The following is a 22,421-nucleotide window of genomic DNA, read 5'->3' as shown; positions in this document are numbered from 1 at the left end:
GATGCTCAGGGCCGGAAAATCATCGCGGTCCCGAGCGGATCGGACGGCGCCTGCGCCGGCCGTTGCTCCCTGACCGTCGCGACTGTCTTGAATTCCGCCCTGTAGTATTCGGTCGCCTGCAGCACATCCTCTATTATTTTGACCAAGTAATCCAGATTGCCGCGACGGTATGCGTAGGTCGCACGACCCGCGAGCGATTTCTCCCCATTGGGGCGCGACCGCAAATAGACACCGGCCTCGCCGATGGGCACGAACCCGAGGTTGGTCTGGAGCACGCGACGCGTCTGGCGCGCCCGGGCGGCCGGATCGGTGGCAAGCGGCCCGGCGTAGCCCTCAACGATCAGCAGACCGCGGCCGTTGTCCGTGAGATCGAGACTGATGCCGTCGATGCGGAGCTGGATGCGGCCCGGTTCGGTGAAGCGCGGCTCGCCGAGGCCAAGCCGCGCCCACAAGGCGCCGACAGTGGAGGGAAAGTCCTTCACCGGAGCGCGCTCAGACCTTGGTCAGCGAGCGCATGGCGTCGACTTCGGCTTCGCGCATTTCCTTGAGGAAGTTGATGATCTGCTTCATCATGTCGTTGAGGGCTTCCTCCATCTGCTTCTTGTTGTCGGCGATCTGCTGGTATTCCTGGGCCTGGGCAGCATCGCGCGAACCCTCTGCCTCCAGCTTCTTGCCTTCGGCCTGCAGACGCGCATCCGCGGAAGTACCGCCTGCCTTGGTCGCATCGCCAAAGCCGGAGCCCATCTGGCTGATCGCCCCAAAAATCTTGCTCATGTTCTCCGCCTTGCCGAAAGCCTGCTCGGCGGCCTTCATCGCCTGCTTGTTGGCGTCGTTGATCGCCTGCTGCGTCGCTTTCTGGGCATCGCCCATGCCACTGAGCGCCTTGAACGCGCCGGCAAGGTTGACCGCCGCACCCAGGATCTGCAGCCCGGCGCCGACGAGACCCGTGATCAGCGCGGTCGTCGCGCCTTCGATCATCTTGTCGGCGGCCTTGCCGAGCTGGTCGGCCTGGCTCATCAGCTCGCCCTTGGCCTTGTCGCGGGCAAGCAGACGGTCGTTGAGCGCGTTCTGGCGCTGGTCGGCGGTCTGCTCGATCATGAGACGCGCAAGCAGCTTGGCGAGATCGCCGACAAAGGCGACGACATCGCTGTCGACGTTACCGAGCTTGGTCAATGCCGCCTCGAACATGGTCAGCGTCGCCTCGAGCTTGGCCGGCGTATCGACGTCGCCCGGGGTGAGGTTGGCGACCATCTGCTGGAAATCGCCGCGCGAGATGGGAGGCAGGCTGTTGAGCTTGGCCTGGATGCCCGCCTGGACGCTCTGGGCCGTTGCCTCGTCCACCAGAAGCTCTTTGGTTTCCGGGTTGAAGAACGAACTGGGCAGCAGGTTGTAGTTGTTCTGGATGCTCGTCATGACACTGGTCCTCTTGTTCGATGAGCGCTGCGTCGGCCTAGCCGGCGAAACGCGCCTTGCTCATCGTGTTGCCGCGGTCGTTCATCGCCTCGACGATGTCATCGAGGATGGTGTTGAAACGGTCGGACGCCGCCATGAGGCGTGACAGCGCCTGATCGATGAGATCGTCCAGCATCTGGATGACCGCCTCGTCGGTCTTGGTCTGCGCCTCGATCTGCTTGGCCTCGCCGCTCAGTTTGGTGGCCTCTGAGCGCGTCGCGGTGCTGCCCGCATTGCTGACGGCCGTGCCGACCATGTTGGCCGTCTCGGCGATGGAGATGGCCTGGCGGGCGAGCTTGGCGCCCTGGGTCAGCATCTGGTTGGCGAGGGTGAACGCCTCCTTGATGCCCTGGGCGACAGTCCGGCCGGCGTCGACCGCGCTCTTGACCGAGCTGACGATACCCGCACCGCCCGAAGCGATGGCGAGGGCAATGCCGACCACCGCCAGCGCGATGCGGAAGCCCATGTCCGCCTTCGAGGCGGCCTCCTTGGCCTCTTCCTCGGTCTTGCCCTGTTTGATGGCCACGGCATAGGCCGCATGTCCGGCCATGCCCATGCCCGTCGCGTGGGACACCGTGGAATCTATCGCCATGATGATGGCGGTAACCGCGGCTGCGATCAGCAGGCCGCCGACGACTGCGCCGACGCCGGTCGCGATCATCACGGCCGCAAGCGCGATGGCGAGAGCCGCGCCGATCCACTCGAAAGCGAGCTTGATCTTGTCCCAGATGCTGGCGCTCTTCCGCTTGGCCTCGGCCTCATCCATCTTCTTCTGGGCTTCCTCCAGCTTTTCAGTTTTTTCCTTGAGCTGGAGCTTCTTGGTTTCCTGGTCGGTGTTGATCTTGGCCTTCTGGTTGGTCGCCTCGGTGTCGCGCATGGCGACGGCGATCTGAACCAGCAGCACATCGACATCGATGCCGGCGCCGCCCGACATGAAGGCGGTGAGGCTCGCCAGGGCGTTGGCGACCGTTTCCTGGGGCACGGGTGGCGGCGCGTCACCGGCCTGGCCGATGGCGCCGGAGCCGATGCCAGCCTTCTTGGGGTCGAAATTGACGTCGCTGGTGTACTGGTTGGTATTCGGACCGACCGGGGTATTCGACGGGATCGAGCTCATGGTGAGACCCTTGGTGACCGGATGAATGTTCGCTGAGATGGCTTAGTTGACGGCGGGGGCGGCCGAAGCAACTTCGGGAATGGCGAGCAACCTGACCGCCTCCTCGAGATTGCCCGGCTGGCCCTTACCCTCCTGGGCAAATTCCTTGGCGGTGAGGAGGGCGGCCTGCGCCTCCGAGAATTCCTTTGCGGCCAGCAGGCATTCGCCGAGCCGCAGGTAGCCCATCGGATTGGTGGCATCGAGCGCGAGGAACTGCAGGTACATCTGCGCCGCCTTTTCCAGCTCGCCGCGCGTCTGGCAGGCGACGCCCAGCGCATAGAGTGCGCGTTCCTCGAGCGGATCGAGCTGGTTGAGGCGCATCAGCACATCGACGGCCTTGTCGGTTTCCCCGACCTGGAGGAGGCGGCAGCCGAGATCGAGCAGCGCCACCTTCTGCTCCTTGGTGATGCCGAGCACGTCGCCGAGGCTGCGACCGTCCTTGGTCGCTTCCATCAGATCGCGGGTTTTCTCGTCGAGATGTGGAAGCGTGCGCGCGATCACGTCGTTTGCGAATACCGTCGCGTCCCGCAGCGTGTCTTTGTTCGAGAATGGACCGTCGAGGATGGACATGCCGTTTGCTCCCGCCTGTACTGGAGCAACACTAGCGCGGTCCGATCAGCGCGCTGTGTCGTAGATGACAGGCCGCACCACTTGGCGACTATTCCGGCTCTTCGAGGCCGGCTTCGCCGTGCCGCATATAGGCGTCGATCGCATCGCGGGCGCGCGCCTTGTCGCCGAGCTCAAAGAGGCTTCGCGTCTTGAGGTAGCGGCGCATCCGCTGCCGGTCGGTCAGCCTGTAGCTGCCGAAGCGCTCCATCGGGGCGATGCGGTCGAGCCGATCCAGCTCGTCGAGCGTCTCGGCCCACTGCCCATCGGCAAAGCGGAGCACGGCGCGCGCGAGGATCACTTCGACGCTCTCGTCGCCCGTCTCGAACATCGCATCGGCGAGTACGCGGGCGCGATCCACATAGCCGTGGCGCGCGAGCACGAAGATGTTGAGCAGCAGAAAGTCGCGCTGCCGGCGATTCAGCGCGCGCGACGGTTTCGGCCCGACAGGAAGGATGGATTGCGTGCTCATCCGCGCAGCAATGCGGCAAGCGCGGTGCGCACTTCAGCATCGAGCCCGACATCGGCCTCGAGCAGCCGCGCCGCCCGCTCGAACGTTTCGGCCGCCGCGCCGCGCGCGTCACGCGCGCTGCGGCTGAACAGGGTCACCAGGTCCTGCCGCGTCGCGGTGAGCGCCGCGGCGTCGAGCAGGCCGGGATCGAGATCGGCCGGCTGCAGCAGGTCGGGCAGGCGCTCGTCGAGCGAGGGCCGGCGCAGCACCTCGTCGAGCGGCCGATACTGCGGCAGGAAGGCCGGTGCGGCCTTGCCTTCGACAGGCAGATGGAACTCGTCGCCGACATCCCACTGGGTGATGCGCTCGAGCCCGACATCGAGGTTCCTGATCCGGTCGACCATCGCTCAGCCTCAGCCGCCGGCGCGCGAGATGTTGGCGATGATGTCCGCCATCTTCGAGAGCGCATTGTTGGCGAGTTCGAAGTGGCGGTTGCGCTCCTTGTCCAGCGAGTTGATGTCGTTCATCTGTATCTGGCTGTTCTGGTTGATGATCGTCACCGTCTCGGAAAGGCGCGTGCCGTAGGCGGTCCACTGGGTGTGGGTGTATTGCTCCACGTCGTAGTTCTGGTCGTTGCCGGGGACGTGCTTGAAAAAACTGGCGAGCGGCCTGCTGATCGACTTCAGCACTTCCAGTGGATGCTTCTGGCCGGTCCCCAGATTGTTCTCGAACATGGACAGAAGCATCATCTCATCTACGGTGAGGCTGGGCGTCTCGTCTACCGACTTGCCGAGCACCCCGCCCGTGGTCGCGTCCGCCTTGGTGAAGCGGGCCAGGGTCTGGTTGATGATATCCTGGATGGCCGCATAGGTCTTGAGCAGGTCGTTCTGCTGGTTGACCTGTTCGGTCTCGGCGACGACCTCCGCCTCAAGCGAGAGATTGTAGAGGCTCTGGAACTTGTAGACGAGATAGGGAACGTCGAGGTTCTTGCCGTTGAAGATACCATTGTCCGCAACGAGTTTCTCGCGCGCCTTGGCGAGTTCGGCGATGCGCTCTTCCTGCGCGAGGAAGACCGCATAGCCGCGGTTGATCCCGGTCAGGTCGCCCTTCTGGCTGATGACGTCGGTGTAGACTGTGACCGTCGTGTTGGCAGGGTTCCCCATCACCTCGCCCCGCGGGGTCTCCTCCTTGACGTTGTAGAAGGCGAACAGCCGGTTGAAGCGCTCGCGCAGCTCGTCAACCTTCTTCTTGATATCGGCCGGGGACACGATGGCGGAGTTCATTATCTGCCGCTCGAGGATCACGAGCTGGTCGATGAACGTATCCTGGGCGGGCACAGGCAGGTAGTCGTTGCCCTTGTTGGGCGCCCTGGTGTTGGCGATGGCGCTCTTCAGCTCGTAGATATAGTCAACCGGGCTAACAGCCGTGCCGGCCGAATAAGTGGGGGTATGGGCGCCCCCATTAAGGTTCGCTCCGTACGCTTTGAGGCTCGCGGCGCCCACCGTAGCCAGTCCCAGGCTCGCCGCCACCGCGGCAAAGGCGGCAGTCCCCACGACGGCTGCCTGCTCGGCCATTGTCATGCGGGCGATGGCGGCCTTGTCGAGCGACTGGACGATGAAATGCTTGGTCGGATCGCTGGGCGACACTACCGCCGTGAGCAGCGACACACCTGCGGGGACACTGCCGAAGATACTGAGGACCTTGGGGTCGCCGGTGCCATGGGTCTTGATGTACTCGAGCTGATAGGCCGAATGCCAACCCATGAAGCTCGAGATGAAGGCCTTCTTCGCCGCGTCGGACTTCTGCTCCTTGGTGAGGCCGGGCGGGATGGTGGCATCGTCGGTGAACGCGGACGGCCCGGGAAGCGCCGAAGGGGCGGTGTAGAATTCGGCCGGCCGTTCCGCGACCGGCAGCTTGAACTCATCGCCGTCGAGCGAGGGGAACAGCCATTCGGCACTGGTCGTAATGACGGGGGAAGGGGTGCCGCCGGCGCTCCCCGAAAGGTGGTGATAGGGCTTTGGCTCATAGTCGCCGGACGTGCGCTGGATGACGCCGGCGCCTACCGAGACATTGCTCATCGCCTCGGCGTAGATCTTCGGCGTTCCTGGGCCAACAGTAACTGATTTGGGATCGCCGGTGCCCCAACTGGTGACGTAGGCCTGCCGATCCTCCGGCCGCCAGGCGAGGAATATCTTGGGATCGAGGGACGCGGGCGGCTTGTCCTTCTCGCTTTGCAGCGCCGCGCGCCCGGCGTCCGAAACGGAGAAGGCCTCGCCTGTGCTCGTCCCCACCCGCAGCTGCAGGGCGCCGTTGGGCACGATCTCGGCCTTGGTGCCGTTGGGGGCGACGGCCCCCAGATAGACGGGCCCCCCGCCCTTGCTCTGGATGTAGGCAATCTGGCTTTCCCGCGTCCAGACCAGGAAGTCGTTGGGGCTGACAAGTGCGGGATCGGGGAGCTGGGTGGGATCCGAGAACACCAGCGGCCCCGCCGGGTGGGTATAGGTCACCGAGATCGCGGTGGCGGTGGGACCGATGTTGACGCTGTAGGCCGTGGTTGGGCTGCCCCCGGTTCCCTTGGCCTTGATGTAGGCGATCTGGTCGGCCAGCGACCAGTTCATGAACTTCGTGAGGGCAAGATCCTCCGTTGCCGGCGGCGTCGGGCCGGGTTCTCCCGGCCGTATCGTCGACGTCGTGCTGAGGCTGGGGGCCGTGCTCCAGTAGCTCGTGATCGCCATCGTCTGTTCCCTGCCCCCTAGAGTCTCAGCAAAGTGCGTGACGCGCGTTCGCGGCGATCGGCGGCAGATGGCGCCGGTGCGCCCTTCCGCCTGAGCAGCAGCGTGACCCGCGCATCGAGCTGGTCCAGCAGGACCACGATGTCGTCCATGGCACCGGCGCGCGCCATGTCGTCGAGCAGCCCGCGCGCAACGGCATCGTCGCGGACAATCGGCAGCTTCATGATCTCGTCGAGCCTTGCCTGCATCGCCGCGAACACGGCCTCGGCCTCATCCGTTCCGGGGGAACGGGGGATGTCCGCAGGTCCGATGCCGGTTGCTCTTTCTGCGTCGCTCATGCAATTGCCCATCGCGAGGCAAGGTCGAACACCCATGCCCGCAGGCTGACTCTTAGGAGAGGTCAAGTCGGCCCGGTGTGTCATACGGCACAGGGCCGGATCGAGGCCGCGCTAGATTGAGGTGCGGTTGCAGCTTTCGCTCCGCATGGGAATCATCCCAAGAGTTCACGATGAAGCCAGTTTCCGCGGCAGATGGGCCGCGCGCCGAAGTCTCTGCAGCCCTCCCCGCCGTCCCGCCGTCCGTCAGTGTCGACCGCGCGACCCGCGAAGATGTGGCATCGAGCCTGGCCGCGCTGCGCCATGACGCGAAGCATGATGCCGCGGCGAGGGCCGCACTGGCCATGCTGGGCGACGAGACCGAAGCCATCGACAGAATTTCCGCCATCGTCGGTGCTGCCAGTGCGGACGAGAACGGCCTCTACGGGCTTGCGCTGCGTCTCGATGGCGACGGGGACACTGCCGACGCAACCGGTGTGCTCTGCGTTCTCGCGGGTATGCCGGGAGGCGCTGCCGCCGGGCTCCTCGCGCTTGCGGTACTTGCGACGCGCGCGGCGCGGATGGACCTCGCCGCAGCCCTCGTTGCCGCCAATATCGATTCCGAGGAAAGGCATCCACGCGCCTGCAGCCTCGCGGGCATTGTCGAACTTGCCCAGGGCAATCGGTCGGCCGCACAGGCCTGGCTTGCGTCCGCATCCCGCATCGCGCGGCGCCGGCCGGAGTTCAGGCCGGAACTGCAGCTTGCCCAGCGTGCATTGCTGCTGATGCATCTGGGCTGACGGCGGGCGTTGCCGGAGCGGCGGCGCCACACTATTGTTTTGGTTCGATGTCGGGGTGGTAGTTTGGACGATCTACTAGAAACCGAGGATACGCGGCTGTTGACCGAGATCGGCTTCATTGCCCTCTCGGCCGGCCTCGACGGACAGGCCGACGCCATTTTCAAAGGCATTGCCGCTGCCCGTCCCGGTCAGGAGGCCGGGCCGCTCGGGCGTGCGCTGGTTCACATGGCGCGCGGCGAACTCGATGGCGCCATTGCGATATTGCGGGCGTTGCCGCCCAGCGATGCCACCCTCAGCTATCTGGGGCTCGCGCTGGCGCGGCGGGGCGACAAGGCGGAAGCGCAGGCTATCCTGCAGCGCGTGCTGCGGACGTCTTCCGACGGCGCCTTCGTCGAGCTAGCAACTGCAGCACTCCAGGGATTGCCCGACTGACGGACTGGCCCGGATTATTGCATCCGGCCACGCGTCAAATGCCTTTCCATAACAGCCAAGATAGTAATAGACGTTAGCTAGGTCGCCAGTTCTGGGGGAATACAGAGAATGGTTGCGCCCGTCGTATTGCCTGCCAATGGTTTGCCCTTAGTCACCACCAGCGTCGAAGCGCCCGTTCCGGTCGCCCGGATCGATGCGTTCGAACAGGCTCTTGCCCGCCAGACCAACGAGGCGGCTCGGATCGATGTTGCCCAGGCCGGGCCGGTTCCGTCCGTGACGCCGCCCGCCACCGCAACCGATGCGGGGGCTACGGAGCGGGCGCGACAGGGCCTCGGTCTCGATGGCGTCCCGACGGAGTCGGCGCCAAGCGCCGGCGACATGATCCTCGATGGCATGCAGCAGCTGCGCGGCGTGTTCGACGTGCGCGAAGCGCGTATCGCAGAACTGATGAGCAAAGAGACGGTCAATGCGGGAACGATGATGGCCATGCAGATGGAGGTGGCCAACTTCACTCTGCTGGTCGACATCAGCTCCAAGCTCACCGGCAAGACGACGCAGGCGCTCGATACCCTGATGAAAGGCCAGTGAGGGTAGTGGCGCATCTGCTCGATCATTTCGCCGGCCACGCGACGCGTGCCCTGAAGCTCGGGGCTGTGTTGGCGTGCCTCGTGCTCGCCGCCTGCAAGGTGGACCTCTACTCCAACCTGAGCGAGGTGGAAGCCAACCAGATGCTGGCGGTGCTGATGTCCTCCAGCATCGTGGCCGAGAAGGCCCAGGTCGGCGAAGGGTTCCAGGTCCGGGTCGAGCAGAGCGACATGGTGCGGTCCATCGCCGTGCTCACGGCCAAGGGATTTCCCAAGAGCACGCGCGACTCCATCGGAACCGTGTTCCAGAAATCGGGCATCATCTCCTCGCCCTTCGAGGAGCGCGTCCGCTACATCTATGCGCTTGGCGAGGAAGTCGCGCAGACCCTGTCCGAAATCGACGGCGTGGTCACGGCGCGCGTGCATGTGGTGCTGCCCGAGGAGCCGCAGCTCGGCAAGCCGGTAGTGCCGTCCTCTGCGGCGGTGTTCATCAAGCACGAGGCCAATGTCGATCTCGAGTTCCTGGTCCCGCAGATCAGGCGGCTCGTCTCGAGCTCGATCGAGGGGCTGCTCTACAATGCGGTCACGGTTGTGCTCACCGAGGCATCGCCGACCGAGATCGCGCCGGTCGCCAATGAGGAGCGCGTGGTCGACGTCATCCAGGGGCTGGGCGTGCGGGAGGCCAACCTGCCGATGTTCTGGACCATCGTCTACGTCGCGGGCGGCGCAATCGTGGGGCTGCTCGCCCTCGTGATCGCGGCGGCGGTCCTGCTGTTCAGGCGGCGGCGGCCGAGAACAGCGGGCAGTCAGCTGGGTGCAAACGCCGAGGGAACGGCGCTCGAGCCGTCCTGATCGCATCGTTTGGGGGCAGTAATTGGACGCGGCTATCTCATCTTCGGCATATCCGGTCCTAGGCACGCTCAGCAGGCTCGCGGCGGCGCTGTCCGACCCGTTCGCGACCTTTGACCGCGACAACTGGAGTCTGGGGAACCTCTCGCCAACCGAGATGGAAGCGATTGCCGCCGACCCCGCATTTCGCCGCCCGGTGCGCCGGGCCATTGCGGGACATGTGTCGGCGGGCCTCGCCACGCTTTCGCGCGAGGACTTCACCCGGATCGCCAGTGCCCCCGAGGGTCGCCTTGCGATCGCCATGCTGAGCGCCCCGGTCGATGAGGTCTTCGACCTCGCATTGCTCTGTGCCGGCGCGGTGTTTCACCGCGATATCCTCGCCGCCACCGGCAAGCTCGAGCGCGCCGCGCTCCGAGCCAGACTTGGAAGCGATGCCTATCTGCTGGCCACGCAGGAGGCGAGCGGCCTCTACCCCTCCCTTGCTGCGCTTGGCGACGCGCAGCAGTTTCACGCGGCACTCGCCGAAGATGACTCCGACGCAGGGCGCCGCCATTTCATCGGCTCCGGCCTTGGATTGCTGTTCGCCCTGATCGGGCCGGTCGCACCGGCGCTGTGCGACCTCATTGCCCGCCGGCTGCCGCCGGATCGCCGGCCGGCCGCGGCACCATCGGCCAAACCCGGCGACATCGGCCGGCTCCTCCGGCTCATCGACAGGAGGAGGCCGTCATGGCTGGCTACTATCGGCTGAAGGATCTCGGCTTCGCGCTCGCCGCCGGCGCGCATGTGCTTCCCAAGGAAGCGGTGGAACCGATCGCGGCGGCCACCGCGCTCGTCGACGAGGCGCAGCGCTCGGCCGGGCAGATCGTTGCCGAGGCCCGGCAGGCCTACGAAGATGAAAAGCGCCGCGGCTATGAGGAGGGCGTCACGCTCGCCAGGCTCGAGGCCGCGCGCATGCTGCTGGCGGAAACCGACCTGCTCGATCGCAAGCTCGCGGATGCCGAAGCCGGGCTCGCTGATGTGGTCGTCACCGCTGTCCGCCGGCTGGTGCAGGATTTCAGCGACCGCGAGAAGGCGGAGATACTCGTGCGCGCCGCACTCAAGCAGATGCGGCGCGAAAAGAAGGCCGAGCTGCGTGTCTCGCATGCGCAATACGCCGAGCTGCGCGAGTCCATCGGTGGATTGCTGAAGGAGTTCCCCGAGGTCGAGCTGGTGGACGTGGTGGAAGACCCGACGCTGGTTGCTCCACAGGTCATCGTCGAAACCTCGATCGGCCGGGTCGAGGGCGATATCGGCCGCCACCTCGACGAGCTCGAGGACATCGTGGCGGATGCCATCCGTTCAGCTGCCGCTTCTGCCCAGGGCGGAGCGCCGGAATGAACGCAGCCGACACGCAGGACCTGGGCGAGACGGCGGCGGACATCGAGGGCCTCCTCGCCGAACGCCGCCGCCGGATCGGCGGGCGCATCGAGGGACTGCCGGGACGCCTCAAGGCGGGCATCGAGGGCTTTGCTCCCTTCGTGCTGACGGGGCGCGTCCGCAAGGTGGTGGGCACCATCATCCATGCCGCCGTGCCCGATGTGCAGGTGGGCGAGATCGTCGAACTCTACAACCGCTCCAGCGGCAGCAAGCTCCTCGCCGAATGCGTCGGCTTCCTCAACGAGGAGGCCCTACTCTCGCCCATCGGCGAAACGCAGGGCGTGAGCCCGCAGACCGAAGTGCGCCGCACCGGCCGCGTGCAGCAGATCCCCGTCGGCTCCAACCTGATGGGCCGGGTCATCGATGGCATGGGTAACTTCATCGACGGGTTGGACACGCCTTTCACGCCCGAGGCGTTCTACCCGATCTACAAGGATCCGCCCGAGCCGATGACGCGCCGCATCATCGACCAGCCGCTCTCGCTCGGGGTCCGCGCCATCGATGGCATCCTCACCTGTGGCGAAGGCCAGCGCATGGGTGTGTTCGCTGCTGCGGGCGGCGGCAAGTCGACGCTCCTCTCGATGCTGGTAAAGGGGGCGGCGGTCGATGTGACCGTGCTCGCGCTTATCGGCGAACGCGGCCGCGAGGTGCGTGAGTTCATCGAGCATGACCTCGGGCCCGAGGGGATGGCGCGCGCCGTCGTCGTCTGCGCGACCTCCGACAAGAGCTCGATGGAGCGTGCCAAGGCTGCCTTCGCGGCCACCGCGATCGCCGAGTATTTCCGCGATCAGGGCAAGCGGGTGCTGTTCCTCATGGATTCGGTCACGCGCTTTGCCCGCGCCCTGCGCGAGATCGGGCTGGCAGCGGGCGAGCCCCCGACCCGCCGCGGTTTCCCGCCCTCGGTCTTCGCCAACCTGCCCAAGCTGATGGAGCGGGTGGGCATGAACGACAAGGGCTCGATCACCGCGCTCTACACGGTGCTGGTCGAAGGCGACGACATGAACGAGCCCGTCGCCGACGAGACCCGCTCCATTCTCGATGGTCACATCATCCTGTCGCGCAAGCTCGCGAGTGCCAACCACTACCCGGCCATCGACATCCTCAATTCCAAGAGCCGCGTGATGACCGCGGTGACGACCCCCGAGCATCTCGCAATGGCCGGCCGGGTGAACTCCTGGCTCGCCACCTATGCCGATGTGGAGCTGCTGGTCAAAGTCGGCGAGTACAAGAAGGGCAGCGACCCCGATGCCGATCTCGCCATCGCCAAGTACAAGGAAATCAACGCGTTCCTGCAGCAGCGCACGGATGAATTCGACACGTTCGACGCCACGCTCGGCAAGCTCCAGGGGCTGACCAGATGATCGCGCAGATGCGGACGCTGCTGCGCGTCAAGGACCTCAAGCTCGAGCAGGCAGAGCGGGCCATGCAGACCAAGCGGGCGCAGCGCGACGCGGCGCGCCTGGCGCGCGAGGAGGCGGCCCGGATCGTTGCGGAAAGCCAGCGGACCTACGCCGCCCGCGAAGATGCCATCTACGACGACATCATGGGTCGCCAGATCGGACAGGACGCCGTCGACGAAACGCGGGGCCGGGTCGTGCAACTCGAAAAGAGCCATGCTGCGCTGAAGGACGAACTCGAGCGCGAGCTGCATGTGGAAGCACGGCTCGAGCAGGAACTGCTGGCCGCTACGGCCGCCTTCTTCGCGGCGCAACGCGCGCGCGACAAGTTCACGCTCATCACCGACAACCTCCAGCAGGCGGCGAATGCCGTTGCGGAAGGGCGCGAGGAAGTCGAGGTCGAGGATCTCTTCGCACGTCCGCGCCGGAGGGCCGGTTGATGGACGTCAGGCCCCGCCCCTCGCTGATCGAAGATCCGCAGGCCGCCGAGACGCGACGCGGACTGCCCGATCATGCCGACCGCCGCGCCGGCCGGAACGACACGGGTCTCGGAGACGGCATGCGCTCGGGTGAGTTCGGCCTCGGCCAGGACTTTTTCGGCGAGCGCGAACAGGCCTTCGCCCAGCGCCTCAACCACGCGCTCGGCGAGCGCGACGTGAGCGAGCACGCCACGCAGGGCGAAGAGGGATTGTCCCTCCTTGCCGTGGCCGGACTTCCGCTCGCGGGAGCCGGCGTCGTTCCCAGCACGCGCCCCGAGACGGTGGCGGATACGCCGCAGCTCGATGCGATGATCGAGCGGATCGAAAAGGTCCTGACGTCGCGCGGCATCGAAACCTCGCCGGGCAACGTCAGCCTCACGCTCGATTTCGGCGATCTCGGAGGCAGTATCGGCGGCGTGACGATCACGCTGTCGTCGAAAGGCATCGACGTCGTCCTGTCGCGGACCGGCGAAGTTGCCGACGGGTACGTGCAGGCCGCGCAGGTCCTCGCCGACCGGCTGCATGCCCGCTTTCCCAAACGCATCGTGCGCATTCTCGAGGCCGAACCCCAGCGCGAAGCGCCGGCACAGGGCCTTGCCGCGTTTTCCCGACTGCTCGATCCGTCAGGTGATCGCTCGTGACGCTAGCCGTTCTCCTGCCGCGGATCGCCAGTGGCGCGTTCAACACTGAGCTGTGGAACGGGCTCGTCGGCCTTGCCGGCGAGAGCCTGCCGCTGGGCGATGGTGGTGCTGCACTGCGCTTCACGCTGGCCTCGCCGCCTGCCGCCGATGCCTGGCTCGCGACGCTTCAACTGACCGGCGGCGGGACCGCCTATGTGCATGTGCGGGACTTTCCCTTCCGCCAGATGTTCAATATCGGCCTCGAGGCCGCCGACGTCGCAGCGCTGCCCGAAGGCCTGCGGCAGGCGATGCTCGACGGCATGTTTGCCTCCATTCTCGGCGCGTTTCCGCAGCAGGCCCGTGACGCGGTGAGCATCGGCGCGCAAGCGCTGGCCCCGGCGTTCCCCGATCACGCCGCGAGCCATGTGCAGTGGTTCGATGTGGCGCTCCAGCGTCCCGACGGCAGCAGCGTCGCCATCGATGTCGGGTGCGACCGCACGGCGCTGCTGCGGCTGCTCGGCGGCAGCCTCACGAGCTACGCTCCGGCGAACGGGCCGCTGGCCGAACGGGTTGCCCTGTCGGCCTATCCTACGCTCGGACGCGTGGCGTTGGGCTACGACGAGTTCCGGAAGCTCGAGCCCGGCGCAGTGGTGGTTCTGCCGCAACGCCCGGCCGGACAGTTGGCCGTGCGGGTCGACACGGTGACGTATGAATTCTCGCAAACAGACGACGGCTGGGCCTGTCTCGGCGGCCACCCGGCCCTGATCGCCGGGCCTCAGGGGGCACTTATGGACGACACGAACGATCCGGCTGGAGGGCCGGAAAGCAAGCCCGAGGCGGTTTCCGTTTCGGGCCTCAGGATTGCACTCGATTTCGACATCGCGCGCCTTTCGGTGCCGGTGAGCACGCTGTCGCAATGGCAGGCCGGGTCCGTCGTCCCCATCGACGTGCCCGCCATTGGCGACGGCCTCGAGGTGACGATCCGAGCCGATGGCGACGTGATCGGTCAGGGCGACCTGGTGCGGATTGACGACCGCCTGGCGGTCCGCATCACCCGCCTCCTCGTACGCTCGTAGAGCTGGGTCACCGGGGCAGCGATGGTCGATCCGCTCAATCTCATCTTCATCGTGGCTGCGGCCGCGCTCTTTCCGTTCCTTGCCGTGGTCGCGACCAGCTTCATCAAGCTGTCGGTGGTGCTGCTGCTCGTGCGCAACGCCATCGGCGTGCAGAACATTCCGCCGAACATGGCGCTCAATGCGCTCGCCATCATCCTCTCCGGCTACATCATGGCGCCGGTGGTGGTGGAGACCTACAACATCCTTTCCGCCGGCAATTACCAGTACGACACCATGGACGGACTGACCGCCGCCTATCAGGCGGGGCACGGTCCGCTCAGCGAGTTCCTCAACCGCCATGCGGCGGAGCGCGAGAAGGCGTTCTTCCTCCAGGCGGCGAAGACGTTGTGGCCTGCAGAGATGTCGGCGGGCATCGATGCCAACCACATCGTCGTGGTGCTCCCGGCCTTCACGGTGTCCCAGCTGCGCGAAGCGTTCGAGATCGGCTTCCTGCTCTACCTGCCCTTCATCGCCATCGACCTCATCGTCTCGAACATCCTGCTCGCCATGGGCATGATGATGGTCAGCCCGCTGACCATCTCGCTTCCGTTCAAGCTGTTTCTCTTCGTCATGATCGATGGCTGGTCACGGCTCATACTGGGCCTGATCACGACCTACGTTTAAGGAGCCGCACTCATGTCGCCCGATGTCGCGCTGCAGCAGCTCACCGAATCCATGCTGCTCGTCCTGGTGCTCTCGCTGCCGCCGATCATCGTCGCCTCGGTGGTGGGCATCGTCATCAGCCTGCTGCAGGCCCTGACGCAGGTTCAGGAACAGACGGTCTCGTTTGCCATCAAGCTCATCGCCGTCGCGGTCACGATTGCCCTGATGGCGGGCATGCTCGGCTCCGAGATGGTGAACTTCACCAACAAGCTGTTCACGGACTTCCCGAGCATGACATGAACGACCTGAGGGGGGTGATCAGCCTCTATTTCGGCTTCTTCGATCGCGAGATCATCGCCCTGCTGCTCACGCTGCCGCGGCTCTATGCGTTCCTGTCCACGTCGCAGCTTCTGGCCTCGAGCGCCGTTCCACGTCTGGCGCGCGTCGCTGCGATCCTCGTCCTCGCGATTATCGCCGTTCCGATCAATCTCGTTCATGTCGATGCGTTCGACCGCACCATCACCAGCTTCGCCATCTACTTCGTCAAGGAGTACGCCATCGGGTTCGTGCTCGGCTATGTCGTAGGCTGGATCTTCTGGGCGGTGCAGTCGGCGGGCGCGCTGATCGACAACCAGCGCGGCGCGGCCATCGCCGCCTCGATCGATCCGCTCCAGGGCCACGAAACCTCGCCGCTGGGCATCCTGTTCAGCCAGGCGTTCCTGACCTATGTCTTCGTCTCGGGCGCAGCGCTGCCGATCCTCGGGCTGATCTACCAATCGTACAACCTGTGGCCGGCGACACTCGGCATGCCGGTTTTCACCGACCAGTTCCCTGCCCTCGTCCTCAATGTCGCCGACACCGCGATGCGCATCGTCGTCATCATCGCGGCGCCGATCGTGGGCATCATGTTCCTCGCCGAATTTGCCCTCGCGATGGTGAGCCGCTTCGCGCCGCAGGTGCAGGTGTTCATCCTCGCCATGCCGATCAAGAGCGTGCTCGCGATCCTGATCCTTGTCTTCTTCTTCTCGCGCCTGCTCCCCTACGCGGCCGATCAGCTCGGGCTGTTCGATCCGTTCATGCAGCGCTTCTACGAGATCATGCGGTTCCTTTCGGGGGTCGTGACCGACGTGATCGTCGATACCTTGCCGGAGCGCAGGTAGATGGCGGGGAGTTCAGGCGAAAAGACCGAACTTCCGACCCCCAAGAAGGAGCGCGACGCGCGCGAGAAGGGGCAGGTTGCCAAGAGCCAGGACGCGGTGATGACCATCTCGCTGTTCTCGGTCATCGCCTATATCTGGGCAACCTGGGACGCGACCAACGCGCGGTTCGTGGGCATGTTCGACCAGATGACGACCCTCGCCGGGGTCGATTTCAAGACCAATGTGCTGAACGCGGTCACCGTGGTCGGCATCGAGATCAGCTGGGTCATGCTGCCCATACTGGGCGTCGCGGTGCTGACCGGCGTCGCCGCGAACTACTTCCAGATCGGCGCGCTGTTCAGCTTCGATTCGATCACGCCGAAGGGCGAGCGCATCAGCCCGGCCTCGGGCTTCAAGCGCATCTTCTCGATGAAGAGCCTCGTCGAACTGCTGAAGACGATCGCCAAGATCCTGGTCCTGACGGCCCTGCTCTATTTCGTCATCCGCGATTCGATCGCGCCCTATTCCAACTCGCTCGAATGCGGGTTGGTCTGCATGGGGAGCATCACCGTATCGGCGCTCGGCCTCACGCTGGTCTATTCGGGGCTCGCCTTCATTGTCGTGGGCCTGATCGACTTCGTCTATCAGCGCCACACGCACACCAAGAGCCTGATGATGACCAAGGACGAGGTGAAGCGCGAGTACAAGGAGAGCGAAGGCGACCCGCACATCAAGGGCAAGCGCCGGCAGCTCGCGCAGGAATTCGCGATGGGCGACGGCGGGGTCGCGGCGCGCAAGGGCACGGCCGTCGTCGTCAACCCGACGCACTTCGCCGTGGTGATCGAGTATTCACCCGATCGCATGCCGCTGCCGATCGTCACCGCCAAGGGCAGGAACCTCCATGCGCATTACCTGCGCGGAGAGGCCGAGGAAGCGGGCGTACCGATCTTCCACAACGTGCCGCTGGCGCGCGCGCTCTATGCCGATGCCGAGCTCTACGAACCGATCCCCGACGCGCTGTTCGACGCGGTAGCCGAGGTGCTCGCATGGGTGCAGAAGAACCGGCACCTGCTCTACAAGGGCCGGCTCGACCACGGCGTCATCGACATGGCGGCGGGCGACCACAAGGGGACGCGCTAGGGCCTATTTGCTGGGCGCATAGGGCGTGCCTTGTAGGGCGGCCAAGCTGAACATGCTGAACATGTTGCTGCGCATGATGTCCATCTCGCTCCGCCCATCGACGGCATTCTTGGTCGTCAGCCGCTTCACGACATCGGAATCGAAGCGGAGGGTCATGACCGTCATGTCACTGGACCCCCCTGCGATAAACATCATCAGGTTCGACAGTTCGCCCATGCTCGTCTTGTCACGCGTAGTCCCGCCATCTAGGTCGCGGACATGGTTTATGACGCGGCGCAGAAGCACATCCGAACAGATGCGTTTCTTGGCTATTTCTTTGTCTGCCTGGGACAGTTGGCTGGCGTCGATCGCCTTGAATGCGGTCGCCAACAGGTCCTTTGCTTGCTGAGGCAAAGCGGCGGCAGCCGCTGCGATGGTAACCGGGTCGCTGCCGACAAGGCGCCTCCACGCATCCTGGAGAGTGGTGATGCTCTGGTCGACGACCCTGTCATGACCCACCCGGTTGAGCGCTTCGAGATCGAACTTGGTGCGCTTGGGGTCATAGGCAGCATTCGTGAGGGCGACAAACTGGCCTCCCGCCAAGCCCTCGTAGGTGGATTGGGCGAAGTTCGCTCCGAACGCTCCAAGCGTGGTCTGGATGACCGGCGAGGAAGCGTTCTTGTCGCGCAGGAAGTTCCCCATGTTGAAGCTCTTCGTCTCCTCGAGCACGGTGTCATAGACAGTCTTGAGGTCAGGGGTTTGCTGCGGCGCGGATGCCGTCACGTCGGGGAGAATTTCCTCGATAAGCTGGCGTGGCTTCCCCCGAGCCCTCGTGTCCGGCGCGATAGCGTTGGAGAGCGTTTCGGAGTCGGTCTGGAGAGGTGGAGACGGGGGCGGTGCCTGCGTCGGATGGGTCGACCTGATCTGCGGCGCGTCGGGCGGCTCCGAAGCCTGCCGAGCTGGTGATGTCACCTTGCCGAGCCATCCGCTCACGGTCTCCTTTAGCCGGCTCGTGGCCTTGGAGATCTCTTCCCCGATGCCCGTCTTTGCGGCCGGCACCTGCGCGGGCGACGACTGCCCGACCGGGTGAGCCTCTAGTCGGCCACTTCTGTTGCCGGAGCTACTGACCTTGCTGGAACTACTGGGGTTGCCGGAGCTACTGACGCTCTGGTCGTCATTGGATAGTCTGCGGGGGTTCTGATGGCCCCCGGCCTTCCCGATGTCGCTCATGCTCGATCCCTCGTGTCGCTAGACGTTGAAGTGATGAGCCCCCAGTCAAAAGCACGTCGGCCGAGACGTCGCTCGGCGCGTCAGATCATGTGGCCGTTCCAGGTGACAGTCGGCGATCCGTTTTCGACTACCATCAGTTTGCCGAGCCCGGCCTGCGTCCCGTCGATCGTGAAGGACGCATTCGCAGTTCCCTGGATGACCGTCCCTCCCAGCCCGGCGAAGCTGCTGTTGTGATCGTTGGTGCTCGGCCGGCGCATGGTGAAGGGGTAGCTGATGTCGACGCGATAGTCCCCGTTCGGCTGCTTGCTGATGTTCACCTGTGACCTGCCGATTCCGCCGGGATGCACCAGCGAAACGGTGTCGTTGCCGCCCAGCTGGACGCCGTTGGGTTCGCTGAGCGAGTTGGCGATGTTCGGCTTGAAGTCCTGGCCATTCTGCAAGCGGAAGCCCTGGCACAGCGGCGTCGAGAACTGCTGGTTGATGACACTGCTGAGGACGCGCACCACGTTCGCATTGTTGCCGCTCACCGACATCATGGCGTTGGCCACGGACAGGTTCGTCCGCGTCGGCACCTGGTCGGCGCCGTGCTGCCGCTCGATATTGGTGCGCTCGGTCACCGAGTTGTAGGGCGGATTGGTCCCGTTGGTGATCGTGATGTTCATGCGATAGAGGTCTTTGTTCGCCTGCGAGCCGATGGTGACCCCATTCGAGAGCGTCTCGCCGGTCTTGCCGAGCTGACTGTCGCCGATGAACTTCATGACATCGACGAAGCGGGGCGCCGGTAGTCCTGTCTGGCCGGGGAAGATGCCGCCAAGGGTGTTGAGCGTGGTCGTTCCGCCAATGGTGCCGTCCTGGCCCACCGTCGCGCCGGGCGGCAGTTGCGTGAGCAGCGTGGCGCGGTTCTGCGCGGTGTTGCCGCCGGAGCCCGGCGCCAGCTTGATCATCTCCTGCTGCACCAGCGAGAAGGTGGCGTTGCCGTTGCCCTGGCGGAGCTGGAGCAGCTGCGTCGTCTCGGCCTGCGAGAGCGGCTGCAGGGTCGCCTTCATGCCGCTGAGCGTGCCGATGCTGCCGATCGCCTCACGCAGCAGGACTTCGGCTTCCATCTTCTTGCCGGTACCCACCCGGCCGTCGCCGAGGAGCTGGAGCAGGCTCTGCGTCTGGGCGCCGGAAATCCCCCGGGCCGGGTTTCCCAGCTGGGCGCGCAGGTTCGCGACTGTGTCCTCGGCGCGCAGGTTCGCGGCCGCGCGGTCGAGCAGGACGAGATCGCGCCCCTTGACCACCTTATCGAGGTTGAGCCCCGGCTGGTACGTGTTGGCGCGGGTGAACACCTTGGCGCCGAAGCCGGCGCCGTACTCGCGATCGAGGCTCTTCTGGATGTAGGTCGCGCCGGACTGCTTGTTCTTGATCTCGCCCGCCGTATTGAAGGACGACTTCTGATAGAGCACGTCGGTGCCGCTGCTCTTGAGCGCCTTGTCCTTGTGCGACTGGTCGCTGAACTGGGTGACGCGCATGACGTCCGAGAACGTCGAAGTCGGAGTGAGTGCCATCTATCGAGTTCCCTGTGTCTGGTGGTCCGCCTGACCGAATGCGGCGCAGCGTCAGATCTTGAACACGTATGCATCCATGGAAGCGACCGGCGCCTCGCCGGGCGCAGGTTTCGGGTCGCCCGCGAGGGCGCCCTGCCAGGCGACGATCTTGTCCGCGAGGCCGAGGACGATAGTCTTCAGGTCGGAGAGCGCAAGTCCCGCCGCAGGCGTGTCGTAGATCTGCTGGGCCGTGAGATCGGCGTCCAGCGCCAGCCGGACACCGCCCGTCTGGGTCGAGGCCGAGTTGTACTGCAGCATCTGGATGAGCAGGTCCGGCGACGGCGAAGGGCCCAGTGGCGCGATGTCGCCGGTCAGGGTCAGGCGATCGTCGGAAGGCTCGTATTCGAGGCGAAGCGAGAGCCCCTCGGCAAGGACCAGTTCCCACTCGCGCCCCTCGGCGACCTGCAGGACTGCCTCGAGGTCGAGGGCCGGACCGATCTCGCCGATCAGCCGTTTCAGATGCTCCGACATTCGTTTCTCCCCTGCCCGCAAAAACCACTGGCCGGCGCGCCATCACTGCAACCTCGTCCCTGGTCAGGACACGAGGGCATACTCACAGCTTGGAGCCGTTCGTATCCTTGCTGTCGTCGAAGGGACTGACCTTCAGGTCGTCCGGAATGAGCGTGGAACTCAGTTGCGTCGGGGTCGGTGTCGTCAGCTGCTTCACCTCGTCCATGGTGAGGATGAGGCCGTTGTCGGAGCCAGTGTTAGGGGGCGTGTAGGGCGTGCCCTGCCGGCCGGCTTCTCTCAGCATGTCGAGCATGCTGCCGCGCATGGAGTCGTACCGATCGCCGAACGCCTCGACGAAGCCCGGAAACACCGGTTCCTTCTGCACTTGTGTGGGATCGAGCCCGTTGCAGATCGTGGTCATGAACTTGGTGATCTCGATCAGGCTGGCCTTGGCGTTGGGATTGTCCCGCTGCTGCACGGACAGATCCGTCAAGGCTGGCGAGATACACCGCAGCACGACGTCGGAGAGGAAGGTATCCTTCAGCTTGCCCTTCACGTCGTCCGGAATGTTGCTGTCGTCGATGGCCTTGAGACCGGACGCGATGTAGTTCTTCACCTCATCCGGCAGCCCGGTGGCGATCTGCTTGGAGGACTGCGGGTCGCTGCCGAAAAGCTTGTCCCAGCAGTCCTGGATGACCTTCATGCTCTCGCCGGCCTTCCCGGGGTCAACAAGCTTGGGGAAGCTGGACGTGCCGAGAAGCCTGCCTTCCGAGCCCTCCATCCCCTTGAAGATGTCCTCGCCGCCCTCGTAGTTCTGCAGGCGGAAGGCAACGGTGCTGTCCTGCGGCAGGGAGTTGAGGACGCTTTGCCCCCAGCTCTGGGCGAACGGCTTGAACTCCTGCTTGATGCCGTACTTGTTCGGTGACTCGGCGCCGCGCAGGAAGGTGCCCTCCAGCGTCCCGAGGGGCGCCTGATCGATGATGCCCTTCAGCGCATCGTAGTATTCGCCGACGTTCTTGGGCGCGCTCGACTGCGTTTTTCCGACCTCGCCCGTCTGGGCGGTCCCCGTCGTCTGGGTCGTCGGCCGCGGGGTGGGCTGCTGCGCCGGCGCGGTAAGCCGGCTGAAGAAGTTCGAGATCGACTCGCCGACCGAGGAGAAGAACTTGGGCAGCGTGTTGGTGAAGAAGTTGGCGATCTTGTCGCCGATCCCGCTTCCCTTGGCCGGGGTCTGCGCAGTCTGGGCCTGCGTCACCGCGTGGCCGCCGAGGTCACCGACCTTGCCGGTGCCGCCGACATTCTGGTCGACAACGGTCGGCTGGATGCCCCTCGAGCCACCGATGTTTCCGATATCGCTCATGATCAATCCCTGAATTGACGTGTCGATGGATGTCGAAGTGGTCAGCCCCGGAAGACGAGTTCACCGATCTCGAGGGCCGGAGAAGACGTGCTGCGTGACGCGACCGAGCGCACGGCCTCGGCGGAGTTCCAGAAGGTCACGTATTTGAGAAAGCCGATGATGCGCTCGCCGAACTGCGTGTCGCTCAGCTGCTCGACATCGATGCGCTCGCACAGCACGAAACTGTTCCGGCCGGGCGCAACGGCGAGGCGGGCGGAACCCGTGCCCTCGCCCAGATGATTGCTCTCGAGCAGGCGGCGCAGCGTTTCGGCGTCGTTGGCGCTGCCGAGCCCACCGAGGTCCGACCAGACCTCGAGCGTCTTGTCGTCGACCTTGGCCAGGTTGATCGGCGTCTCGCCGTCGAAGACCAGGGTGAGGTTGCCGGCAGCGTCGAAATCCAGCCCCGGCAGCTTCGTGAGCTGGCGCAGATTGTCGATGGCGTGGTTGACGTCGCGCACTTGCCTCTCCCCGTGACGAGCGATTGCCGTGCACTCTGTC

At 65.2% G+C, this 22,421-nt stretch carries 27 protein-coding genes; 14 read left to right on the top strand and 13 right to left on the bottom strand.

Features of this window, described 5'->3' with window-relative positions:
- Window positions 1-5: 5 nt before the first annotated feature.
- The 8 genes from PRN20_RS04705 to PRN20_RS04670 all read right to left on the bottom strand — a co-directional run bounded on the left by PRN20_RS04705 (window position 6) and on the right by PRN20_RS04670 (window position 6,732).
- Window positions 6-482 carry a hypothetical protein gene (locus PRN20_RS04705; RefSeq protein ID WP_273955907.1) on the bottom strand — a complete coding sequence of 159 codons (477 nt, stop codon included), beginning with the start codon at window positions 480-482 and terminating at the stop codon, window positions 6-8.
- Window positions 483-492: 10 nt separating this feature from the next.
- Complete coding sequence (locus PRN20_RS04700) at window positions 493-1,413, bottom strand: hypothetical protein (RefSeq protein WP_273955905.1); 921 nt, start codon at window positions 1,411-1,413, stop codon at window positions 493-495.
- A gap of 37 nt (window positions 1,414-1,450) precedes the next feature.
- The gene (gene sctE, locus PRN20_RS04695) at window positions 1,451-2,566 is read right to left on the bottom strand and encodes a type III secretion system translocon subunit SctE (protein ID WP_273955904.1); all 1,116 of its coding nucleotides are present in this window, start codon (window positions 2,564-2,566) and stop codon (window positions 1,451-1,453) included.
- Window positions 2,567-2,608: 42 nt separating this feature from the next.
- On the bottom strand, window positions 2,609-3,175 hold the full coding sequence (locus tag PRN20_RS04690; protein WP_273955903.1) for a tetratricopeptide repeat protein: 567 nt from the start codon (window positions 3,173-3,175) through the stop codon (window positions 2,609-2,611).
- Window positions 3,176-3,263: 88 nt separating this feature from the next.
- Window positions 3,264-3,683 (bottom strand): hypothetical protein, encoded by a 420-nt coding sequence (locus PRN20_RS04685; RefSeq protein WP_273955902.1) that lies wholly within the window; start codon window positions 3,681-3,683, stop codon window positions 3,264-3,266.
- The gene (locus tag PRN20_RS04680) at window positions 3,680-4,066 is read right to left on the bottom strand and encodes a hypothetical protein (protein ID WP_273955901.1); all 387 of its coding nucleotides are present in this window, start codon (window positions 4,064-4,066) and stop codon (window positions 3,680-3,682) included. Before PRN20_RS04680 ends, PRN20_RS04685 begins: the two co-directional genes overlap by 4 nt.
- 9 nt (window positions 4,067-4,075) lie before the next feature.
- Complete coding sequence (locus PRN20_RS04675; protein WP_273955899.1) at window positions 4,076-6,397, bottom strand: hypothetical protein; 2,322 nt, start codon at window positions 6,395-6,397, stop codon at window positions 4,076-4,078.
- A 17-nt stretch (window positions 6,398-6,414) separates the two neighbouring features.
- Window positions 6,415-6,732 (bottom strand): hypothetical protein, encoded by a 318-nt coding sequence (locus PRN20_RS04670; RefSeq protein ID WP_273955898.1) that lies wholly within the window; start codon window positions 6,730-6,732, stop codon window positions 6,415-6,417.
- 170 nt (window positions 6,733-6,902) lie between these two features.
- On the opposite strand from PRN20_RS04670, the gene PRN20_RS04665 reads away from it, so the two are divergent.
- The 14 genes from PRN20_RS04665 to sctU all read left to right on the top strand — a co-directional run bounded on the left by PRN20_RS04665 (window position 6,903) and on the right by sctU (window position 17,282).
- Entirely contained in the window at window positions 6,903-7,508 is a 606-nt protein-coding gene (locus PRN20_RS04665) for a hypothetical protein (RefSeq protein ID WP_273955897.1), read from the top strand.
- Between the two features lie 63 nt (window positions 7,509-7,571).
- Window positions 7,572-7,940, top strand: a complete 369-nt coding sequence (locus tag PRN20_RS04660; RefSeq protein ID WP_273955896.1) for a tetratricopeptide repeat protein — start codon at window positions 7,572-7,574, stop codon at window positions 7,938-7,940.
- A gap of 108 nt (window positions 7,941-8,048) precedes the next feature.
- Window positions 8,049-8,528, top strand: coding sequence for a type III secretion system inner rod subunit SctI (sctI, locus tag PRN20_RS04655; RefSeq protein ID WP_273955895.1), 480 nt, complete (start codon window positions 8,049-8,051; stop codon window positions 8,526-8,528).
- Window positions 8,525-9,376, top strand: coding sequence for a type III secretion system inner membrane ring lipoprotein SctJ (gene sctJ, locus PRN20_RS04650; protein WP_273955894.1), 852 nt, complete (start codon window positions 8,525-8,527; stop codon window positions 9,374-9,376). Before sctI ends, sctJ begins: the two co-directional genes overlap by 4 nt.
- Window positions 9,377-9,398: 22 nt before the next feature.
- The gene (locus PRN20_RS04645; RefSeq protein ID WP_273955893.1) at window positions 9,399-10,121 is read left to right on the top strand and encodes a hypothetical protein; all 723 of its coding nucleotides are present in this window, start codon (window positions 9,399-9,401) and stop codon (window positions 10,119-10,121) included.
- The gene (locus PRN20_RS04640; RefSeq protein ID WP_273955892.1) at window positions 10,100-10,750 is read left to right on the top strand and encodes a FliH/SctL family protein; all 651 of its coding nucleotides are present in this window, start codon (window positions 10,100-10,102) and stop codon (window positions 10,748-10,750) included. The genes PRN20_RS04645 and PRN20_RS04640 overlap by 22 nt, the downstream gene beginning before the upstream one ends.
- Window positions 10,747-12,150 (top strand): type III secretion system ATPase SctN, encoded by a 1,404-nt coding sequence (sctN, locus tag PRN20_RS04635; RefSeq protein WP_273955891.1) that lies wholly within the window; start codon window positions 10,747-10,749, stop codon window positions 12,148-12,150. The genes PRN20_RS04640 and sctN overlap by 4 nt, the downstream gene beginning before the upstream one ends.
- The gene (sctO, locus tag PRN20_RS04630) at window positions 12,147-12,626 is read left to right on the top strand and encodes a type III secretion system stalk subunit SctO (RefSeq protein WP_273955890.1); all 480 of its coding nucleotides are present in this window, start codon (window positions 12,147-12,149) and stop codon (window positions 12,624-12,626) included. The genes sctN and sctO overlap by 4 nt, the downstream gene beginning before the upstream one ends.
- Entirely contained in the window at window positions 12,626-13,306 is a 681-nt protein-coding gene (locus tag PRN20_RS04625) for a hypothetical protein (protein WP_273955889.1), read from the top strand. Before sctO ends, PRN20_RS04625 begins: the two co-directional genes overlap by 1 nt.
- Complete coding sequence (locus tag PRN20_RS04620; RefSeq protein ID WP_273955888.1) at window positions 13,303-14,361, top strand: FliM/FliN family flagellar motor switch protein; 1,059 nt, start codon at window positions 13,303-13,305, stop codon at window positions 14,359-14,361. Before PRN20_RS04625 ends, PRN20_RS04620 begins: the two co-directional genes overlap by 4 nt.
- A gap of 21 nt (window positions 14,362-14,382) precedes the next feature.
- A complete protein-coding gene (gene sctR, locus PRN20_RS04615) occupies window positions 14,383-15,024 on the top strand; it encodes a type III secretion system export apparatus subunit SctR (RefSeq protein ID WP_273955887.1) in 642 nt (213 codons plus the stop codon).
- A gap of 12 nt (window positions 15,025-15,036) precedes the next feature.
- Entirely contained in the window at window positions 15,037-15,303 is a 267-nt protein-coding gene (sctS, locus tag PRN20_RS04610; protein WP_273955886.1) for a type III secretion system export apparatus subunit SctS, read from the top strand.
- Window positions 15,300-16,163: a type III secretion system export apparatus subunit SctT gene (sctT, locus tag PRN20_RS04605; RefSeq protein WP_273955885.1), complete on the top strand. Its 864-nt coding sequence runs from the start codon at window positions 15,300-15,302 to the stop codon at window positions 16,161-16,163. Before sctS ends, sctT begins: the two co-directional genes overlap by 4 nt.
- Window positions 16,164-17,282, top strand: coding sequence for a type III secretion system export apparatus subunit SctU (gene sctU, locus PRN20_RS04600; protein ID WP_273955884.1), 1,119 nt, complete (start codon window positions 16,164-16,166; stop codon window positions 17,280-17,282).
- Between the two features lie 3 nt (window positions 17,283-17,285).
- Here the strand turns inward: sctU and PRN20_RS04595 are convergent, their stop codons facing one another.
- The 5 genes from PRN20_RS04595 to PRN20_RS04575 form a co-directional block, all read right to left on the bottom strand.
- The gene (locus PRN20_RS04595) at window positions 17,286-18,491 is read right to left on the bottom strand and encodes a hypothetical protein (protein ID WP_273955883.1); all 1,206 of its coding nucleotides are present in this window, start codon (window positions 18,489-18,491) and stop codon (window positions 17,286-17,288) included.
- Between the two features lie 80 nt (window positions 18,492-18,571).
- Complete coding sequence (locus PRN20_RS04590; protein WP_273955882.1) at window positions 18,572-20,038, bottom strand: hypothetical protein; 1,467 nt, start codon at window positions 20,036-20,038, stop codon at window positions 18,572-18,574.
- Between the two features lie 51 nt (window positions 20,039-20,089).
- On the bottom strand, window positions 20,090-20,548 hold the full coding sequence (locus PRN20_RS04585; RefSeq protein WP_273955881.1) for a type III secretion system chaperone: 459 nt from the start codon (window positions 20,546-20,548) through the stop codon (window positions 20,090-20,092).
- A gap of 82 nt (window positions 20,549-20,630) precedes the next feature.
- Window positions 20,631-21,884, bottom strand: a complete 1,254-nt coding sequence (locus tag PRN20_RS04580) for a hypothetical protein (RefSeq protein WP_273955880.1) — start codon at window positions 21,882-21,884, stop codon at window positions 20,631-20,633.
- A gap of 41 nt (window positions 21,885-21,925) precedes the next feature.
- Window positions 21,926-22,381 (bottom strand): type III secretion system chaperone, encoded by a 456-nt coding sequence (locus tag PRN20_RS04575; protein ID WP_273955879.1) that lies wholly within the window; start codon window positions 22,379-22,381, stop codon window positions 21,926-21,928.
- Window positions 22,382-22,421: the final 40 nt, after the last annotated feature.

It is taken from the genome of Devosia sp. ZB163, from assembly GCF_028613635.1.
In the GTDB taxonomy this organism is placed as follows: domain Bacteria; phylum Pseudomonadota; class Alphaproteobacteria; order Rhizobiales; family Devosiaceae; genus Devosia_A.
This window is presented reverse-complemented; position numbering and strand designations above follow the sequence as displayed.

Excerpts from the sequence above, each read along its gene's own strand:
- PRN20_RS04700 (WP_273955905.1), bottom strand. The coding sequence starts at position 1,413 with ATGACGAGCATCCAGAACAACTACAACCTGCTGCCCAGTTCGTTCTTC.
- sctE (WP_273955904.1), bottom strand. The coding sequence starts at position 2,566 with ATGAGCTCGATCCCGTCGAATACCCCGGTCGGTCCGAATACCAACCAG.
- PRN20_RS04690 (WP_273955903.1), bottom strand. The coding sequence starts at position 3,175 with ATGTCCATCCTCGACGGTCCATTCTCGAACAAAGACACGCTGCGGGAC.
- PRN20_RS04685 (WP_273955902.1), bottom strand. The coding sequence starts at position 3,683 with ATGAGCACGCAATCCATCCTTCCTGTCGGGCCGAAACCGTCGCGCGCG.
- PRN20_RS04680 (WP_273955901.1), bottom strand. The coding sequence starts at position 4,066 with ATGGTCGACCGGATCAGGAACCTCGATGTCGGGCTCGAGCGCATCACC.
- PRN20_RS04675 (WP_273955899.1), bottom strand. The coding sequence starts at position 6,397 with ATGGCGATCACGAGCTACTGGAGCACGGCCCCCAGCCTCAGCACGACG.
- PRN20_RS04670 (WP_273955898.1), bottom strand. The coding sequence starts at position 6,732 with ATGAGCGACGCAGAAAGAGCAACCGGCATCGGACCTGCGGACATCCCC.
- PRN20_RS04665 (WP_273955897.1), top strand. The coding sequence starts at position 6,903 with ATGAAGCCAGTTTCCGCGGCAGATGGGCCGCGCGCCGAAGTCTCTGCA.
- sctI (WP_273955895.1), top strand. The coding sequence starts at position 8,049 with ATGGTTGCGCCCGTCGTATTGCCTGCCAATGGTTTGCCCTTAGTCACC.
- PRN20_RS04640 (WP_273955892.1), top strand. The coding sequence starts at position 10,100 with ATGGCTGGCTACTATCGGCTGAAGGATCTCGGCTTCGCGCTCGCCGCC.
- sctN (WP_273955891.1), top strand. The coding sequence starts at position 10,747 with ATGAACGCAGCCGACACGCAGGACCTGGGCGAGACGGCGGCGGACATC.
- sctO (WP_273955890.1), top strand. The coding sequence starts at position 12,147 with ATGATCGCGCAGATGCGGACGCTGCTGCGCGTCAAGGACCTCAAGCTC.
- PRN20_RS04625 (WP_273955889.1), top strand. The coding sequence starts at position 12,626 with ATGGACGTCAGGCCCCGCCCCTCGCTGATCGAAGATCCGCAGGCCGCC.
- sctR (WP_273955887.1), top strand. The coding sequence starts at position 14,383 with ATGGTCGATCCGCTCAATCTCATCTTCATCGTGGCTGCGGCCGCGCTC.
- sctS (WP_273955886.1), top strand. The coding sequence starts at position 15,037 with ATGTCGCCCGATGTCGCGCTGCAGCAGCTCACCGAATCCATGCTGCTC.
- sctT (WP_273955885.1), top strand. The coding sequence starts at position 15,300 with ATGAACGACCTGAGGGGGGTGATCAGCCTCTATTTCGGCTTCTTCGAT.
- sctU (WP_273955884.1), top strand. The coding sequence starts at position 16,164 with ATGGCGGGGAGTTCAGGCGAAAAGACCGAACTTCCGACCCCCAAGAAG.
- PRN20_RS04595 (WP_273955883.1), bottom strand. The coding sequence starts at position 18,491 with ATGAGCGACATCGGGAAGGCCGGGGGCCATCAGAACCCCCGCAGACTA.
- PRN20_RS04590 (WP_273955882.1), bottom strand. The coding sequence starts at position 20,038 with ATGGCACTCACTCCGACTTCGACGTTCTCGGACGTCATGCGCGTCACC.
- PRN20_RS04585 (WP_273955881.1), bottom strand. The coding sequence starts at position 20,548 with ATGTCGGAGCATCTGAAACGGCTGATCGGCGAGATCGGTCCGGCCCTC.
- PRN20_RS04580 (WP_273955880.1), bottom strand. The coding sequence starts at position 21,884 with ATGAGCGATATCGGAAACATCGGTGGCTCGAGGGGCATCCAGCCGACC.